General features: G+C 54.4%; 17 protein-coding genes. 11 read left to right on the forward strand and 6 right to left on the reverse strand.

Annotated features, from left to right (window positions below):
* From pheA to pqqE, 8 genes are all read left to right on the forward strand, one after another.
* Positions 1 to 1,068 carry a prephenate dehydratase gene (pheA, locus tag LG198_RS02515; protein ID WP_230341592.1) on the forward strand — a complete coding sequence of 356 codons (1,068 nt, stop codon included), beginning with the start codon at positions 1 to 3 and terminating at the stop codon, positions 1,066 to 1,068.
* A 136-nt stretch (positions 1,069 to 1,204) separates the two neighbouring features.
* A complete protein-coding gene (locus LG198_RS02520) occupies positions 1,205 to 2,362 on the forward strand; it encodes a GGDEF domain-containing protein (protein ID WP_230341593.1) in 1,158 nt (385 codons plus the stop codon).
* Positions 2,363 to 2,399: 37 nt separating this feature from the next.
* The gene (gene hisC / locus LG198_RS02525) at positions 2,400 to 3,509 is read left to right on the forward strand and encodes a histidinol-phosphate transaminase (protein WP_230341594.1); all 1,110 of its coding nucleotides are present in this window, start codon (positions 2,400 to 2,402) and stop codon (positions 3,507 to 3,509) included.
* 202 nt (positions 3,510 to 3,711) lie between these two features.
* On the forward strand, positions 3,712 to 3,783 hold the full coding sequence (gene pqqA / locus LG198_RS02530) for a pyrroloquinoline quinone precursor peptide PqqA (RefSeq protein WP_081774944.1): 72 nt from the start codon (positions 3,712 to 3,714) through the stop codon (positions 3,781 to 3,783).
* A 68-nt stretch (positions 3,784 to 3,851) separates the two neighbouring features.
* Positions 3,852 to 4,769 carry a pyrroloquinoline quinone biosynthesis protein PqqB gene (gene pqqB, locus LG198_RS02535; RefSeq protein ID WP_230341595.1) on the forward strand — a complete coding sequence of 306 codons (918 nt, stop codon included), beginning with the start codon at positions 3,852 to 3,854 and terminating at the stop codon, positions 4,767 to 4,769.
* 9 nt (positions 4,770 to 4,778) lie between these two features.
* Positions 4,779 to 5,531: a pyrroloquinoline-quinone synthase PqqC gene (pqqC, locus tag LG198_RS02540; protein WP_230341596.1), complete on the forward strand. Its 753-nt coding sequence runs from the start codon at positions 4,779 to 4,781 to the stop codon at positions 5,529 to 5,531.
* Positions 5,503 to 5,814, forward strand: coding sequence for a pyrroloquinoline quinone biosynthesis peptide chaperone PqqD (gene pqqD / locus LG198_RS02545; protein WP_230341597.1), 312 nt, complete (start codon positions 5,503 to 5,505; stop codon positions 5,812 to 5,814). Before pqqC ends, pqqD begins: the two co-directional genes overlap by 29 nt.
* A 54-nt stretch (positions 5,815 to 5,868) precedes the next feature.
* Positions 5,869 to 7,062 carry a pyrroloquinoline quinone biosynthesis protein PqqE gene (gene pqqE, locus LG198_RS02550; protein ID WP_230341598.1) on the forward strand — a complete coding sequence of 398 codons (1,194 nt, stop codon included), beginning with the start codon at positions 5,869 to 5,871 and terminating at the stop codon, positions 7,060 to 7,062.
* Positions 7,063 to 7,111: 49 nt separating this feature from the next.
* Here the strand turns inward: pqqE and LG198_RS02555 are convergent, their stop codons facing one another.
* A complete protein-coding gene (locus LG198_RS02555; RefSeq protein WP_230341599.1) occupies positions 7,112 to 7,732 on the reverse strand; it encodes a phosphoadenosine phosphosulfate reductase domain-containing protein in 621 nt (206 codons plus the stop codon).
* Positions 7,733 to 7,911: 179 nt separating this feature from the next.
* Between LG198_RS02555 and LG198_RS02560 the strand changes: the two genes are divergently transcribed.
* The 3 genes from LG198_RS02560 (at position 7,912) to fabV (ending at position 11,652) form a co-directional block, all read left to right on the forward strand.
* Complete coding sequence (locus LG198_RS02560; protein WP_230341600.1) at positions 7,912 to 9,108, forward strand: class I SAM-dependent methyltransferase; 1,197 nt, start codon at positions 7,912 to 7,914, stop codon at positions 9,106 to 9,108.
* 56 nt (positions 9,109 to 9,164) lie between these two features.
* Entirely contained in the window at positions 9,165 to 10,346 is a 1,182-nt protein-coding gene (locus LG198_RS02565; RefSeq protein ID WP_230341601.1) for a multidrug effflux MFS transporter, read from the forward strand.
* Between the two features lie 112 nt (positions 10,347 to 10,458).
* Positions 10,459 to 11,652: an enoyl-ACP reductase FabV gene (gene fabV / locus LG198_RS02570; protein WP_230341602.1), complete on the forward strand. Its 1,194-nt coding sequence runs from the start codon at positions 10,459 to 10,461 to the stop codon at positions 11,650 to 11,652.
* Positions 11,653 to 11,825: 173 nt separating this feature from the next.
* Here fabV and fdxA read toward each other — a convergent pair whose 3' ends face one another.
* From fdxA to LG198_RS02595, 5 genes are all read right to left on the reverse strand, one after another.
* Entirely contained in the window at positions 11,826 to 12,149 is a 324-nt protein-coding gene (gene fdxA / locus LG198_RS02575) for a ferredoxin FdxA (protein WP_230341603.1), read from the reverse strand.
* Between the two features lie 117 nt (positions 12,150 to 12,266).
* On the reverse strand, positions 12,267 to 13,565 hold the full coding sequence (locus LG198_RS02580) for a sulfate adenylyltransferase subunit 1 (protein ID WP_230341604.1): 1,299 nt from the start codon (positions 13,563 to 13,565) through the stop codon (positions 12,267 to 12,269).
* A 101-nt stretch (positions 13,566 to 13,666) separates the two neighbouring features.
* Positions 13,667 to 14,605, reverse strand: a complete 939-nt coding sequence (gene cysD / locus LG198_RS02585; RefSeq protein ID WP_230341605.1) for a sulfate adenylyltransferase subunit CysD — start codon at positions 14,603 to 14,605, stop codon at positions 13,667 to 13,669.
* Positions 14,606 to 14,722: 117 nt separating this feature from the next.
* Positions 14,723 to 15,346, reverse strand: a complete 624-nt coding sequence (locus LG198_RS02590; RefSeq protein WP_230341606.1) for a DUF934 domain-containing protein — start codon at positions 15,344 to 15,346, stop codon at positions 14,723 to 14,725.
* Positions 15,339 to 17,015 carry a nitrite/sulfite reductase gene (locus tag LG198_RS02595; protein ID WP_230341607.1) on the reverse strand — a complete coding sequence of 559 codons (1,677 nt, stop codon included), beginning with the start codon at positions 17,013 to 17,015 and terminating at the stop codon, positions 15,339 to 15,341. The genes LG198_RS02590 and LG198_RS02595 overlap by 8 nt, the downstream gene beginning before the upstream one ends.
* Positions 17,016 to 17,019 lie beyond the last annotated feature (4 nt).

A 17,019-nucleotide genomic window follows, 5' to 3' on the forward strand; every position in this document is an offset into this window, starting at 1 on the left:
ATGAGTGATATTCTGAAAGGCTGCCGTGACCAGATCGACGCGATCGATGAGCAACTTCTCAGGTTGATCAATGCGCGTGCTGCCCTAGCACGTGAAATTGGCGCGCTCAAGGGTGAGGGGCCGGTATATCGGCCAGAGCGCGAAGCGCAGGTATTGCGCCGCCTGCTGGAGCAAAATACCGGTCCTTTGTCTGCAGAGTCGGTAACGGCGATTTTCCGCAGTGTCATGTCCAATTGCCGAGCGCTTGAGCGTGAGCTTTCAGTGGCTTTTCTTGGTCCGAAGGGCACTTTCAGTGAAGAGGCTGCCAACAAGCAGTTTGGCGGTTTGAGCTCTCCGAGGCCCTGCATTTCCATTGATGAAGTGTTCCGCATGGTCGAGTCTGGAAGCGCGGATTATGCTGTGGTGCCGGTAGAAAACTCTACGGAAGGCGCGGTGGGGCGCACACTGGATCTGCTTACTACGACCAGCCTGCATATTTGCGGTGAGATCACCCTGCCAGTGCATCATTGCCTGCTGCGCAGCAAGGACGCCGGTGGGGAAATCAAGCGTGTCTATTCCCACGCCCAGTCTCTGGGGCAGTGCCATGAATGGCTTAATCTCAACCTTGGCGGCGTTGAACGCGTCAGCACCGGCAGCAATGCTCAGGCGGCAGAGCTGGCCGCGCAGGATCCATTTTCCGCGGCTATTGCCGGCAAGCGCGCTGCCGAGATTTTCGGCTTGGCTGTTCTGGCTGAGAATATCGAAGACGACCCCAAGAATGTAACGCGCTTCCTGGTCCTCTCCAACCATGAGGTCGAGCCTTCAGGCAGGGACAAGACCTCCTTGCTGCTGGCGGCCAGAAATGTGCCTGGCGCTGTTGTTGGCCTGCTTGCACCGCTTGCCCAGCATGGCGTGGACATGACCAAGTTCGAGTCCCGTCCATCCAAGCTTGGGATTTGGGAATATGTGTTCTTCGTGGATATTGAAGGGCATCATCAGGATCCCAAGGTAGCCAAGGCATTGTATGAGCTTGAACAACGTGCATCCCTGCTCAAGGTGCTTGGTTCCTACCCTGTTGCCGTAATATGATGCGAGCGTGCCAGGCGCAATGTCTGGCGCGGAATGGTAGCAAGTTTGTATGCCAAGATGCGATTGCCGTTCAGTTATCTTAAGGAGGCGTGCGTTTGCGCGCCGGATATTTGTGAGCTGTAGTTGAAAGGGAAGTATGCCGATTAGCCAGAACTTGTTATGGTCTGCTTCACTACGCAAATGGACGCTTAGTTTCCAGAATGAGCGTTTGGAAGCGCTCTACCAGTTACATGCCATTTCCAGCCTGCGCAAGCATTCCCGCCTTGCCTTGGTGGTCGGGGCTGTCATGACCATGCTCTATGGCCTGCTTGACCCATTGTTTGTCAAACCAGAGGCCTTCGTCCATGTCTGGTATATCCGCACCATGGCTGTGATGCTGTTCTTTGGGGTGTTCTGGCTATCCTTCTATCGGCAGTTCCTCAAGTACAATCAGTTATTCCTGGCGATTGTGGCCCTGTTCAGCGGCCTGGGTCTGTTGGCCCAAGTGAGCTACATGCCGGTGGCCGCCATCAATTTTTACTACACCGGCCTCGTGGTCATGGTGTTTTGGACCTATACCTTTTCAGGCTTGCGCTTCTTTAACTCGACGCTGGTCGGGATCGTGCTATTGGTGGTATTCAACATCATGTTCTTGCTCCTGCGGCCCTTGCCGCCCTTGCAAGTGCTGATTTATGACATGTTCATTCTTTCCGCCAATATTGTCGGCGGCTTTGCGAGCTATGTGGCAGAAAAGCAGAGCCGGGAGTTGTTTTTGCGCGAAAAGGACCTAGACAACGAGCGTCACCGCCAGCAGGAAAGGGCATTGCATGATCGCCTGACCGGGCTGCCGAACCGGGAGTTATTGCTTGACCGCATTGAGCAGGCCATCAACTTCTCTTTACGGAACGATCAGGTGTGCGCCGGCCTGTTTATCGACCTTGATAAGTTCAAACCGATCAACGATACCTATGGCCATCTGATTGGGGATATTGTACTCAAGGAAGTGGCGACGCGCCTGAAATACACCATGCGTGAAGCGGATACCTTGGCGCGCTTGGGCGGAGATGAGTTTTTCGTGCTTGCGCGCGATATTGGCAGTCCTGAAGCAGCCAAAGTACTGGCCGAAAAACTGCACAGGCAGTTTCTGGCGCCCATTATCCTGGATGGTTTGCCGCCGATCCGCGATTTGGCTGCCAGCATAGGGATATGCGTCTTTCCCTATCGTGATGTTTCAGCGGTAGATGTCATCAGGCGTGCAGATCATGCCATGTATGATGCCAAACGCGAGAACAGGCGCGAGTCCAGTTACGCATAAGACAAATTTATAATCACCGTTTAGAAGGAATACTATCGTGACCAGACTGTGCGACCTCGCGCCGTCCAATATTCATGCCATTGCGCCATACCAGCCGGGCAAGCCAATCACAGAATTGGCACGGGAAATGGGCCTCAAGCCTGAAGCGATTATCAAGCTGGCTTCCAATGAAAACCCACTGGGTGTTAGCCCCAAGGCTTACGAAGCCATGCAGGATGCCTTGGAAGATATTGCACGCTACCCCGACGGCAACAGTTTTGCGTTGCGGGATTGCGTCTGTCGCAAGTTTGGGCTGAAGCCGGATCAATTGGTGTTCGGCAATGGTTCCAATGACATTCTGGAGCTTGCTGCCAGGGCGTTTCTCGCGCCAGGCCTAGAGGCTGTTTATTCGCAGCATGCGTTTGCCGTATATGCATTGGTGACGCAGGCGACCGGGGCAAAAGGCATTAGCGTGCCTGCCAAGGATTTTGCCCATGACCTCCAGGCCATGCTGCAAGCAATCACGGATAAGACCCGCATTGTATTTATCGCCAACCCGAACAATCCTACCGGCACCTTGCTCGATAAGCAGGTGTTGCGCGAGTTTTTGCAAAGCGTGCCAAAGACCGTCTTGGTGGTGCTGGATGAAGCCTACGATGAATATCTTGCGCCAGAATTGAAGTCACAAGCGCTTTCCTGGTTGCAGGAGTTCGATAACCTGCTGGTTTCCCGCACTTTGTCCAAGGCCTATGGCCTGGCTGGCTTGCGTATTGGCTTTGGTGTGGCTGCAAAAGAAATTGCCGATCTGATGAACCGCGTACGCCAGCCATTCAATGTGAATAGTGTTGCCCAAGCTGCTGCTGTTGCTGCCTTGGAAGATGAAGAATTCGTAGAGCGTAGCCGTGCGCTCAACCAGGCAGGAATGGTGCAGATTATCCAGGGCTTATCCAGTCTCGGCCTGGACTTTATTCCGTCTTATGGCAATTTTGTCAGCTTCCAGGTGCCTGATGCGGCGGGTGTGTATCAGCAGTTATTGCGTAATGGCGTGATTGTGCGTCCGATAGCAGCATATGAAATGCCGGATTACTTGCGTGTGAGTATCGGCTTATATCAGGAAAATGCCCGTTTTCTTGAAGTGCTCGCCCAAATCCTTAAAAACCCTACCTAGTTCATTGCTCATATCAGGCCTCCACAAGAGGCCTGATATGCTTCCAAGCCCCTCCCAAGCAGGGACTCATGATAATCATGAGTCGACTTTCCTTATTTTTGCCCTGTTGCCGCATAAGTGATGCGAGGCACAATGGCACTACGTTGCAGCACAGGGCAACCGGCGCTGTGGCGATTCTAAATAATTTTTTAAGGAGAGTATCATGTGGACAAAGCCAGAAGTTACTGAAATGCGTTTCGGTTTTGAAGTCACTATGTACGTTTGCAACCGCTAAGTGACGGTAACAGCCGGGATATTTCCCGGCTGCTTCCAGCAGCAAGTTAAGTTTTAGTAAGGGCTGATATGCATATTCATGTTTTAGGATCGGCAGCTGGCGGCGGTTTCCCTCAGTGGAACTGCAACTGCCCGAATTGCGATGGCCTGCGTAAAGGTAAGATCAAGGCAAAAAAACGCACACAGTCTTCTATCTGTGTCAGCGGCGATGGCATCAACTGGGTGCTATTCAATACTTCTCCCGATATTCTGCAGCAAATCCAGGGCTTTGCTCCGCTACAGCCGGGCAGGGCGATCCGGGATAGCGGGATTGCCGGCATCGTGCTGATTGATGCACAGATAGACCATACCACCGGCCTCCTGATGTTGCGCGAAGGCCAGGTGAAGCGTGAGATTTACTGTACCGACATGGTGTATCAGGATCTCACCACCGGCAACCCCCTGCTCAATATTCTCGGTCATTACTGTGGCGTCAATCGCCACGATGTTCCGATTGACGGTACACAAAGCTTTACGGTGAATGGCGCTCCCGGCCTGCGGTTTACTGCGGTTGCGCTCAAGAGTGCTGCGCCGCCGTATTCGCCGCACCGTAACGATCCTCATCCTGGCGATACCATAGGCGTGCTGATCGAGGATACGAATAATGGCAAGAAGGCCTTTTATGCACCCGGACTGGGTGAAATCGAGCCGCATCTGCCGGCCTTGCTGGCGCAGGCAGATTGCATCATGGTCGATGGCACGTTCTGGACCAATACCGAAATGATCGATATGGGACTGATGACCAAGAAAGCGCGGGATATCGGCCATAACCCGCAGTCAGGCCCCGGCGGCATGATCGAAGTGCTGGATGCTTATCCCGATGCGCGCCGTGTCCTGATCCATATCAACAACACCAACCCGATTCTGCGCGAAGATTCAGCAGAGCGGGCAGAACTGACACAACATGGGATTGAGGTCGCCTATGATGGCCTGGACATTATTCTCTAGGAGAAAAACATGAATGCACCTGTGATTGGCAATACTCCCTGGACACGCGAGGAGTTCGAGCAGCAATTGCGCGACAAGGGCCGTGGCTACCATATCTATCATCCATTCCATGTGATGATGTATGAAGGCAAGCTCACGCGCGAGCAATTGCAATGCTGGGTTGCCAACCGGTTTTACTACCAGATCAGCATTCCGCAGAAAGACGCGGCCATCATGTCCAACTGCCCGGACAAGGAAATCCGTAAGGGCTGGATCCAGCGCATCATCGATCACGATGGTGATGAGAATAACGTTGGCGGCATTGAGGCGTGGATACAGCTTGGTCAGGCAGTCGGCCTGAGCCGTGAGGATGTCACCTCGCTCAAGTTCGTTGCGCCCGGCGTACGTTTTGCCGTGGATGCCTATGTCAATTTCGCCAAGCAACGCCCATGGCAGGAGTCGGTATGCTCCTCGCTCACCGAGCTGTTCGCCCCGCATATCCACCAGCAGCGCATCAGTTCCTGGCCCAGCATGTATCCCTGGGTCAAGGAAGAAGGCCTGATCTATTTCAAGAAGCGTCTGACCGAAGCCAGGCGCGATGTGGAGCAGGGCCTGGCCGTCACCCTGGATTACTTCAGCCAGAGCCGTGAGCTGCAGGAAAAGGCGCTGGATATCCTGCAATTCAAGCTGGATGTGCTATGGGTGATTGCCGATGCCATCATGCTTGCCTCAACCAATATCAAGGTAGAACAAAATGTCGACTATCTCAGACAACCAAGATAAGGCCAGCGTCGTCACTTCAGACGACGTTTATGCCATTGCGCGCCATTACCGTTTCCAGTGGGAAGAAGCCCAGCAATGCTACGTGCTGCTATTCCCTGAAGGCATGATCAAGCTCAACGGCGGGGCAGGGGAAGTCATCAAACGCGTGGACGGCCAGCGCAACGTCGCTGAAATCGTGGCGGACGTGCAGGCCGCTTTTCCCGATGTGGCAGACATTGAGGCTGACGTGATTGCCATGCTTGACCTTGCGCTGGAAAAAGCCTGGCTGGAAAAGCGTGCTTAATCAACGCTCAATTGGCGGCCTGTGGCAGGCGTATTGCGTTAAGGAGCAGAAAACATGAGTACATCAGTTCAACAAAACAACGGCGTTGCCGCTTCCAAGACCAACACCCAACCTTTGTGGCTGCTGGCCGAGGTGACTTATCGCTGCCCCTTGCATTGCGCTTTTTGCTACAACCCTACCGATTACGACAAGCACACCAAGAATGAGCTGAGCACCGAACAATGGATACAAGCCCTGCGTGATGCGCGCAAGCTTGGCGCATTGCAATTGGGTATCTCCGGCGGTGAGCCTCTCTTGCGCGACGATATTGAGGAAATTGTTGCCGAGGCCAGCAGCCTTGGGTATTACACCAACCTCATTACCTCCGGCGTGGGCCTCACGGAAAAGCGCATCAGCGCTTTCAAGGCGGGCGGGCTGGATCATATCCAGCTTTCCATGCACGACATCACCGAGGAAATCAATAACTTCATCACCGGCACCCGCACTTTCGAGCTGAAGAAAAAAGTCGCGGCCATGATCAAGGAACATGGCTATCCCATGGTGCTCAACGTCGTGATCCACCGCTTCAACATCAAGCACGTCAAGGAAATCCTCGAAATGGCGGAAGCGCTGGGAGCGGACTTTGTCGAGTTGGCAAATACCCAGTATTACGGCTGGTCCCTGGTCAATCGCAGCCAGCTCATGCCGACCAAGGAACAGATCGACGAGGCCGAGGCCATCACCAATGCCTTCCGTGAAAAAGTCGGCAACAAAATGAAGATATTCTTCGTGGTGCCGGACTATTTCTCCAACCGTCCCAAGAAATGCATGAACGGCTGGGGCGAAGTGTTCATGATCGTCACCGCCAACGGCGACGTGCTGCCATGCCACTCGGCTCGCGTATTGCCCAACATGAGCTTCCCCAACGTCAAGGCCAACGGCTTGAAATGGGTTTGGGAAGAGTCGCCCGCATTTAATAAATACCGCGGCGATGACTGGATGAAAGAACCCTGCCGCAGTTGCCCGGAAAAGGAAAAAGACCTCGGCGGCTGCCGCTGCCAGGCCTTCCTGCTCTCAGGTGACGCCGAGGCAGCAGACCCGGTCTGCACCAAATCGCCGCACCGCCACTTGATAGACGAGGCCATTGCCAATGCACAAAAGCCTTATTTACAAGCGCAGCCTATCCTCTTCCGCAACGACAAGAACTCGCGCAAGCTGATTGAGGGCGAAAACCGAGAGTTGGTGGAAGAGTTCCATGCTTTACCTTGATTAATAAAAAACGGGAGTTTTAGCTCCCGTTTTTTTGGATTGATTGGTCTTAGTGCGCTATATGCAATCCACACTCGCGGTTTTCCTCGCCCTTGGTCGGGTCGAAATAATCAAAGTTGTTCGGCAGGTTGTGTGCGGTCAGGTACTGGTACAGGTCTTTTGAGGTCCAGTGCAATAAAGGCGCGACTTTGATCAATCCGTCCGGGTTGATGCTGACCGGGTCCATTTGGGCGCGTACTGCAGTGTCGGTGGCGCGTAATGCGGTAAACCAGACTTCGGGTGCGGTTTCACGCAGGGCGCGCGTAAATGGTTCCAGCTTTACTTCTTCTGTAAATGCGGCGTGACGGGGATCATCAAGTGCCGGGACAGGGCCGTCAACGGCTTCTTGATGGGCACGGGAGCGCTTTGGCAAGTAGATCGTCAGGTTGAGTTTGAGCTGCTTGGTGACTTCATCGGCAAAGTGATAGGTGGCTTCGGTGTTGTAGCCGCTATCCATCCAGATGACCGGGGTATCGGGCTGGATTTTGGTAACCATGTGCAGGATGACGGCTTCAAAAGGCCGGAAGTTGGTGGTGACAATGGCTTTTTTGTTCAGGCTGAGTGCCCATTCCACCAGTTTTTCCGAGTCGCGGCCGAGTTCCGCATTGATTTTTGCCAAATCTAATTGCATGTTTTACTCCGTGTTGATAAGCCGACTGAAGCCAGCATAAGTTAAGTTGCTTATTGTAGCAAAGCGCTACTCTTGATTACATTAGCACCATGGCTGATGATGCAATTCCATTGTTGCGTCACAGCACGTCATGGAATAGCCTATGCAAGGAATCAAACGCCTAACCAGGGAGGATCAGGATGTTCAGCGCGCTACTGCAAAGCCAGATTCAGAAGAGTTTGACAGGGTTGCCTGTATCTGTGAGTTGGAATGGGGAGTTGCTTGCAGGGGACACTGATGCCAAGGTTTCCATTCTGGTAAATGATGCAAAGGTGCTAACTGTACTGGCAAAGCCAACATTGGGTGGGCTGGCGCGTGCCTATGTCGAAGGCTGGGTGGATTTGCTGGGCAGCGCGAAGGATATCCTGGCACTTGGTCAGGCATATTGTGGCGTGGATGCGAGCAATGATGCAGAAACCCGCAAGGACTGGCGGTGGTGGCGCCATACCCGGACCCGAGACCGGCGCAACATCACTTACCACTATGATGTTTCCAATGATTTTTATGGTTTGTGGCTGGATAGCCGCAGGGTGTATTCATGCGCCTATTTTGCCGATGGTGATGAAAGCCTGGAGCTGGCGCAGGAAAAGAAACTGGACCATATCTGCCGCAAACTGATGTTGCAGCCCGGGGAACGTTTTCTTGATATTGGCTGCGGCTGGGGCGGGTTGGTGCTGCATGCGGTGGAGCATTATGGCGTTCAGGCTGTCGGCATTACGCTTTCCGAACATCAACATGCGCACGTACAGAAGCTGATTGCAGAGCGTAGCTTGCAGGACAGGCTGGAAGTCAGGCTCATGGATTACCGTGATCTGCCCGAGCGGGAGTCTTTCGACAAGATTGCCAGTGTCGGCATGTTTGAGCATGTCGGCAGGGGCAACCTTGGGCTCTATTTCGACAAGATTTACAGTCTGCTCAAAACCGGAGGCCTGGTGATGAACCACGGCATTACCTCTGTTGCCGTGAAAAGCAGCGGGCTTGGGAATGGTATTGCCGAGTTTATCGATGATTATGTCTTTCCCGGAGGGGAGCTGACGCATGTATCCAAAGTGCTGGCTGAGTTGTCCTCATCCGGGTTGGAACCGCTGGATGCCGAAAACCTGAGGCCGCATTACGGCAAAACCCTGTGGCAATGGGTGGAGCGCCTGGAGGCCCATCGTGAGCAGGCCCTGGCGATGATAGGCGAGCGCAAGTACCGTATCTGGCGCATCTACATGGCCGGCTCTGCCTTTGCCTTTGACCACAACTGGCTGGCGCTATTCCAGATTGTGGCTGGCAAGCCTGATTCACAGGGGATATTGGATTATCCATACAACCGTAGCCATGTTTACCGTTAGGCGATATCCTTGAGCTTTTTGCCGGGCTAGCCCTGGCGCAGGGCTTACCGGAGAATATGCGCAATTCAATCCCGCTGGTTTATGTGCTTGCCGGCCTGACGGCACTTGCACCTTTTTCCATCGATACCTACTTGCCTGCCTTTCCCCTGTTGGAGCGCGATCTTGGCGCTTCCACGGTGGAAATCCAACACAGCCTTAGCCTGTATCTCTTGCCGTATGCCCTGATGACCTTGTTTCATGGGGCGATCAGCGATGCGATTGGCCGCATTACGACTATTCGCTGGGGGTTGGGTGTGTTCGTCCTGGCTTCCATCGGCTGCATGCTGGCGCCCAATGTGGAAACATTATGGGCCATGCGCGTGCTGCAAGGGCTATCTGCCGGGGCGGGCAACGTCGTTGCACGGGCGATGGTGCGGGATCTCTACCAGGGTGTTGAAGCGCAGCGCGTGATGGCGACCGTGCAGATGCTGTTTGGCATCGCACCTGCGGTGGCGCCTATTATCGGCGGCTGGTTGTTGGGAATACACTGGCAGGCGATTTTTGGGTTCCTGGCGCTGTATGCGGCATTGATGGTATGGGCGGCATCGCGTTATTTGCCGGAAACTATGCCGCAGGAAAAACGCACGCCCTTGTCATTCACCAATGTTTGTCGCAATTACCAGGCCATTTTCAGTCACCGCGAGTTCAGCCTGCTGGTATTCGCGATCGGGGCCAATTTCGCGGCATTTTTCCTCTATGTGCTTGCCAGTCCTGTATTCCTGATTCAGCACCTGGGCTTGAGCTCGCAGCAATTTGCCTGGATGTTCATTCCTACCGTATGCGGCACTGTGTTGGGTTCATGGCTGGCAAAGCGGGCGGCAGGGCGGTATAGCGGACAGCAGGTGCTGCGTTTTGCCTATGCCTGGATGGCTGGCATGGCATTGGTCAACCTTGTGGTGAGCATGTTGCCATTGGTGCATGCGGCATTCAACATCCTGCCGATTGCCTTGTTCAATATCGGCCTGGCGCTTGCCATGCCGGTGCTCTCGATTAGCGCGCTGGATTGCCACCCCAGGATTCGTGGTACTGCGGCATCGGCGCAGGCATTCATGCAGATGCTGTTCGCGACGATCTCGGCAGGCTTGGTTGCCCCGCTGGTTTGGGGTCACCCAGCCGGGCTTGCCGTTGCCATGCTGGGGTATTTGCTGCTGGGCTGGCTGGCTGCGAAACGCACCCGGTTATTTGCGCAGGCGGCTTGATTTGGCCATTGCCTGCACATTGGAGCCGATAGCCCTTTATAATAGCCGTCTTTAATTTGCCTGACCGGCACTCAACCGGCAGCCTGGCTGCCCAGATTTTCGAGAGGTATTCATGATCATCAAACCCCGCGTGCGTGGCTTTATCTGCGTGACTGCGCACCCCGCCGGCTGTGAAGCCAACGTCAAGCAACAAATCGATTACGTCAAGGCACAGGGGCCATTCAACGGGCCCAAGCGTGTATTGGTCATCGGGGCTTCCACCGGCTATGGCCTGGCCGCCCGCATCAGCGCGGCCTTTGCCAGCAGTGCGGCAACGGTTGGCGTTTTTCTCGAGCGCGCAGGCGAGGGGAGCAAGCCGGGTTCGGCTGGTTGGTATAACTCTGCGGCATTCCACAAGTTTGCCGAGGCCGAAGGCTTGTATGCCAGCAGCGTCAATGGCGATGCATTCTCGGATGCCGTCAAGCAGCAGACTATCGACATCATCAAGCGCGACCTTGGCCAGGTTGATCTCGTGGTCTACAGTCTGGCATCGCCACGACGCACTCATCCCAAGACCGGGCATGTCTATAACTCCACACTCAAGCCGATCGGCAAGACCCTGCATCAGCGCGGCCTGGATACGGATAAGGAAGTGGTCAAGGATAATGTGATCGAGCCTGCGACCGACGAGGAAATTGCCAATACCGTGGCGGTGATGGGCGGTGAGGACTGGCAATTGTGGATCGAGGCGCTTGACCAGGCCGGCGTGCTGGCTGATGGTGCCAAGACCACCGCCTTCACCTATCTTGGTGAGAAGATTACCCATGATATTTATTGGAACGGCACCATTGGTGCTGCCAAGAAAGACTTAGATCAGCGCGTGTTGCAGATTCGCGAGCAATTGGCAGCCAAGGGCGGCGATGCCCGCGTAGCCGTGCTCAAGGCATTGGTGACCCAGGCGAGTTCTGCGATCCCGATGATGCCGCTTTATCTTTCCCTTTTGTTCAAGGTAATGAAGCAAGCAGGTACCCACGAAGGTTGCATTGAGCAGGTGGACGGCCTCTATCGCGACAGCTTATATAACGATAAACCGGTTGTGGATGAAGAAGGGCGCTTACGTGCTGACTACAAGGAGCTGGCACCTGAAATCCAGGATGAAGTCGCTGCCTTGTGGGATAAAGTCACTGATGAAAACCTGTATGAGCTGACGGATTTTGCAGGTTACAAGTCTGATTTCCTGCGTCTGTTCGGTTTTGGGGTCGAGGGGGTGGATTACGAGGCGGATGTGAATCCTGAGGTGCAGATTCGCAACCTGACCCAAGTATAAGCCAAGAGCGGCTAACAAAACTCTCCTGGCGTTGTTGCTCTGCCTTGTCGTACTAATGTACTGCCTGCGGCAGAGCGCCTAGCCAGGAGCGCTTCGCTGAATTTTGTTAGCCGCCGCTCCAACTCAATAAAAAAGCCCACAACTGTGGGCTTTTTTTGCGGTATGTCGTTTGGCTATTCGACCAGTAGCTCACGCTTGCCTGGTGTGCCATTGTTGGCATCAGCATCAGGCAATGGTGCCTTGCGGGCAGTGATAGCGGGCCAGATTTCTGCCAGGCGGGCATTCAGTTCAATGAATTCCTGCTGGTCTTCAGGCACGTCATCTTCAGCGAAGATGGCTTCAGCAGGGCACTCTGCAACGCACAGGGTACAATCAATACACTCATCCGGGTTGATCGCCAGGAAATTGGGGCCTTCAACAAAGCAATCGACCGGGCAGACATCTACACAGTCGGTATATTTACACTGGATGCAATTTTCAGTTACAACGTATGCCATTTATATTCCTCTAAGGGGCGTTGCCATCGTCACCAAGATAGCAACGCATTATAAGCGATATTAAATACTATATTTATTGATTTTATAGATAAGACTATTTTGTTTAACTGATAATAATCAGGCCTGTACCATGCCTGCGCCCACCGTATTATTGGTCGCTTCATCAATAATAATGAAAGCACCAGTGGCACGGTTGACATCATATGGGTCTACCATCAGCGGTTGTGCAAGCTTGAAACTGATGCTGGCAATGTCATTCATGCCCAGGCTGCCTTCAGCAGGCAGTTGTGCTCTGGTATTGACATCAATCTTGTAGGCAATGCTGCCAACCTTGGCCTTGGATTCACGCGTGGTATGGCGAATGATATAGGTGCGTGCCGAGGAAAGCGGTGTCTCCGAAAGCCAGCACACCATTGCGTTCAGTTGCTTGACCGGTGCCGGAGCCAATGCTGTTTTCACAATCATGTCGCCGCGCGAGATATCGATTTCGTCTTCAAGCAAGAGCGTAATGGATTGCTCGGTAATGGCATGGCCAAGCACCGTATTGCCAAGCTGGATTGCCTTGACGCGGGAATTCAATCCCGAGGGCAGTGCAGTCACTTCATCGCCAACGGCAATTTGACCGGATTCCACACGCCCCATAAAGCCACGAAAATCGTGCAGCTCTGGATTGTCAGAAGCATGCGGGCGGCAGACGAATTGCACGGGAAAGCGGAAAGGCTCGGTGCGTTCGGAATGCGCAGGCGGTGTTGATTCCAATAGCTCCAATATGGTCGGGCCCTGATACCAGGATAGGGCACTGCCACGATCCACGATCATGTCGCCATTCAATGCAGACATAGGTACGAAACTGATATCGCGGCCATCGCGTTGCAGGCCAATCTGCTCGGCAAACTCAAGATAGGTGACACGGATGCGCTCGAATTCAGCCTGGGAGTAATCCACCAGGTCCATTTTGTTGATCGCGACTACAATGTGCGGAATACCGACCAACTGTGCCAGGTAAGAGTGGCGGCGGGTCTGGGTCAATACCCCCTTGCGCGCGTCAATCAGAATGATGGCGAGATTGGCGGTGGAAGCTGCCGTGACCATGTTGCGGGTATATTGTTCGTGGCCGGGGGCATCGGCAATGATGTATTTGCGGGTGCCGGTGCTGAAATAACGGTAGGCCACATCAATGGTAATGCCTTGCTCGCGTTCTGCCTGCAGGCCATCCGTGAGCAGGGAAAGGTCGACTGATTCCATGCCGCGCTTCTGCGAGGTGCGCTCGATCTGGGTCAGGGTATCTGCCAGGATGGTTTTGGTGTCATACAGCAGGCGGCCGATCAATGTGCTTTTGCCGTCATCCACGCTACCGCAAGTCAGGAAGCGCAGCAAGCTGTCGGTGTGCGCAGGTAGATTTTCTAGTTTGGACATTTCTTTTCAGTACTCTTTAAATTCTTCGCTATTCGGCCAGTGGCTGATGGATGGGATAGGTTGCGATCTTGATCATCAAGCCGTTCTTGGAGTTGCTTTGATTAGAAGTAGCCTTCCTTTTTACGCTGCTCCATGGAAGCATCCGAGGTCTGGTCGTCCAGGCGGGTGGCGCCACGCTCGGTGATCGTGGTGGTGGCGGTTTCCACGACGATTTTGCTCAGGCTGTCTGCATCGCTCGGTACAGGGGCGGTACATGTGATGTCGCCCACGGTGCGAAAACGCACCTGCATGTTCACGATTTCTTCGCCAGCCTTGGGCTGATTGATGATCTCGCCGTTGGTGAGTGGCACGTTGACAGGGAAGATGCCGCCGTTACGCATGACGATGTCGCGATTGTGCGCGAAGTAGATGCTGGGCAAACCGAGTTTTTCACGCTCGATATATTGCCAGACATCCATCTCGGTCCAGTTTGAGATCGGGAAGGCGCGGATATTCTCGCCCTTGTGGCTGCGTGCGTTGTAGAGGTTCCACAATTCAGGGCGCTGGTTCTTGGGATCCCATTGCCCGAACTCATCGCGGAAGCTCATGATGCGCTCCTTGGCGCGGGCTTTTTCTTCGTCACGGCGCGCGCCGCCAATGCAGCAGTCAAAGCCGAATTCTTCAATCGCTTCAAGCAAGGTCACAGACTGGTGCTTGTTACGGGATTCGTCCGCAGACTTCAGCACAACGCTGCCGCGTTTGATGGAGTCTTCCACCGAGCGCACGATCAAGCGCTCACCCAGTTCCGCCGCACGCTGGTCACGGAAATTGATGACTTCCTGATAGTTGTGGCCGGTGTCGATATGCATCAATGGGAAAGGAAAGCGGCCAGGGCGGAAGGCCTTCTCAGCCAGGCGCAGGATGCAGAGGGAATCCTTGCCGCCGGAAAACAGCAGAACGGGATTGGAGCACTGGCCTGCGACTTCGCGGAGAATATGGATGGCTTCTGCTTCCAGCCAATCAAGGTGGGAAAGGGTTTGTTGGTTCAACGTTGTTGTCATATTAATTTTTGTGCTGAAACTGCTGCTGTCGACAGCTCGCATCTCCAGGCATGATTCCTAAACTAAACTTGCAATCTTATAAGCGGGACTGGCCTTGTGGTGACCCGTCTGCCAGAGCTACTGTGAAACCGGTTGCCGGCTCACGCGGCGCCAGACCGGCAGTTGCTCGTCCACCGCACCTTGGTATGGCTGGCTGAAATCCTGAAGGCTGGCCAGTGCATCCTCGGCAGAGCGGTCTGCGCGGATCAGGTAACTGTTGAATCCGCAACGTTTGAGGAAGAACAACTGGTCACGCAAGACATCGCCAAAGGCGCGCAGGTCATTCTTGTAGTGATAGCGCGTGCGCAACAGGTTGCCGATCGAGAAGATGCGGCCATCGGCAAAACGCTCCACATGCACTGCGATCAAGGGCAGGCTGTTGATGTCTTCGACTGAACCAACCAGGTCTTCGAGCAGTTCATGCGTATCCAGCCAGACGCCAACCTCGCCTGCGGCGTAACGCACAGCCAGCTCTTCCTTGCGCGCTTGCCAGACCGCCAGCGGCACCAGGATTTTTCCGGTTTCTGGAATGACGGTATTGGCGATCTGTTCAGCCGTGTGGGTGGCTTCACCAGTTAGCTTGAACAATACGACCTTGCCTGCCTGTTTCTTGACGATTTCCTCGCCCGCCGGCATGGTGACCAGCGACCATTCATCTTTGACGATGGCATTGTTCAGGATCAGGTTGGAATGGTTAGGCATGGGCAAGCTCCTTTTTCTTCTCGCCATATACATGGGTCTTGAACGGGGCAATGCCAATTCGGCGCACGGTGTCGATGAACCGTTCTTCCGGCGTGCGTTCGCGGATATAGACGTCAATCAGCTTCTGTATGACGCCGGGCATTTCCTCAGCCGCAAAAGACGGGCCGAGCACGGAGCCGATGCTGGCATCATTGCCTTGCTTGCCGCCCAATGTGACCTGGTACCACTCTGAACCATCCTTATCCACGCCCAGAATGCCGATATGGCCGACGTGGTGGTGGCCGCAAGCGTTCATGCAACCGGAGATATTGAGTTCGATGTCGCCGATGTCGTAGAGATAGTCCAGGTTGTCAAATTGCCTTTGGATGGCTTCTGCAATCGGGATGCTCTTGGCATTGGCCAGCGAGCAAAAATCGCCGCCGGGGCAGCAAATGATGTCTGTCAGCAGGCCGATGTTGGGTGTGGCAAGCCCTGCGGTGCGTGCACGCTCCCACAACGGGAACAGGTCAGAGAGTTTGACATCTGCCAGAATCAGGTTCTGTTCGTGCGCAACGCGCAGTTCACCAAAGCTGTACTCGTCAGCCAAGTCCGCCACAATATGCATTTGCTCGGAAGTGGCATCCCCAGGAGCCTGGCCGTGCGTCTTTAGGGACAGGGTGACGGCGCGATAACCTGGCTGCTGGTGCGGATGCGTATTGCGCTTGACCCAGGTAGCAAACGCCGGGTTGCTGGCAATGGCGCTGTCAAAGCTGGCATCATGCTCAGGCAAGGTTTCATAAGGCATCTTGGTGAAATACTTGCTCACACGGGCAAGTTCGGCCTCAGTGATGGTGTTGGGATTGTCCTTGAGGTATTGCCATTCTGCCTCGACCTGGCGACGGAACTCCTCAATGCCCAGCGCCTTCACCAATATCTTTATACGTGCCTTGTAGGCATTGTCGCGACGACCATGCAGGTTATAGACGCGGATAATGGCTTCGCAATAGGTCAGGACATGTTGCCATTCCAGGTGTTCGCGAACAACGGAACCCAGGATAGGGGTACGGCCAAGGCCGCCGCCCACCCAGACGCGGATGGCCATCTTGTTGTCCGGGTCAGGATAGAACTCGAGGCCGATGTCGTGCGCCTGGATCAGGGCGCGATCGTGCTTGGTGCCGGACACTGCAATCTTGAATTTGCGCGGCAGCAGGGCGAACTCAGGGTGGAACGTACTCCACTGGCGCGTAATTTCCGCTACTGCACGCGGGTCGACGACTTCATCAGGCGCGACGCCTGCAAACTGGTCGGTTGTGATGTTGCGGATGCAATTGCCGGAGGTCTGGATTGCATGCATTTCAACCGTGGCAAGCTCGGCGAGGATATCGGGAACGTCTTCGAGCTTGGGCCAGTTGAGCTGTAGGTTCTGGCGGGTGCTGAAATGGCCATAACTACGGTCATAGCGCTTGGCAATATCTCCCAGCTTGCGTAGCTGTTTGGAAGACAGCATGCCATACGGCACGGCAATACGTAGCATTGGGGCGTGTCGCTGAATGTATAGGCCATTTTGCAGGCGCAGGGGGCGAAACTCGTCGTCGGTCAGTTCGCCAGCGAGAAAACGGCGTGTCTGGTCGCGATACTGTTTGACGCGCTCATCCACAATTGCCTGGTCAACTTCGTCGTATTTATACATGAGC

It is taken from the genome of Methylobacillus arboreus, assembly GCF_020532725.1.
Taxonomy (GTDB): domain Bacteria; phylum Pseudomonadota; class Gammaproteobacteria; order Burkholderiales; family Methylophilaceae; genus Methylobacillus; species Methylobacillus arboreus.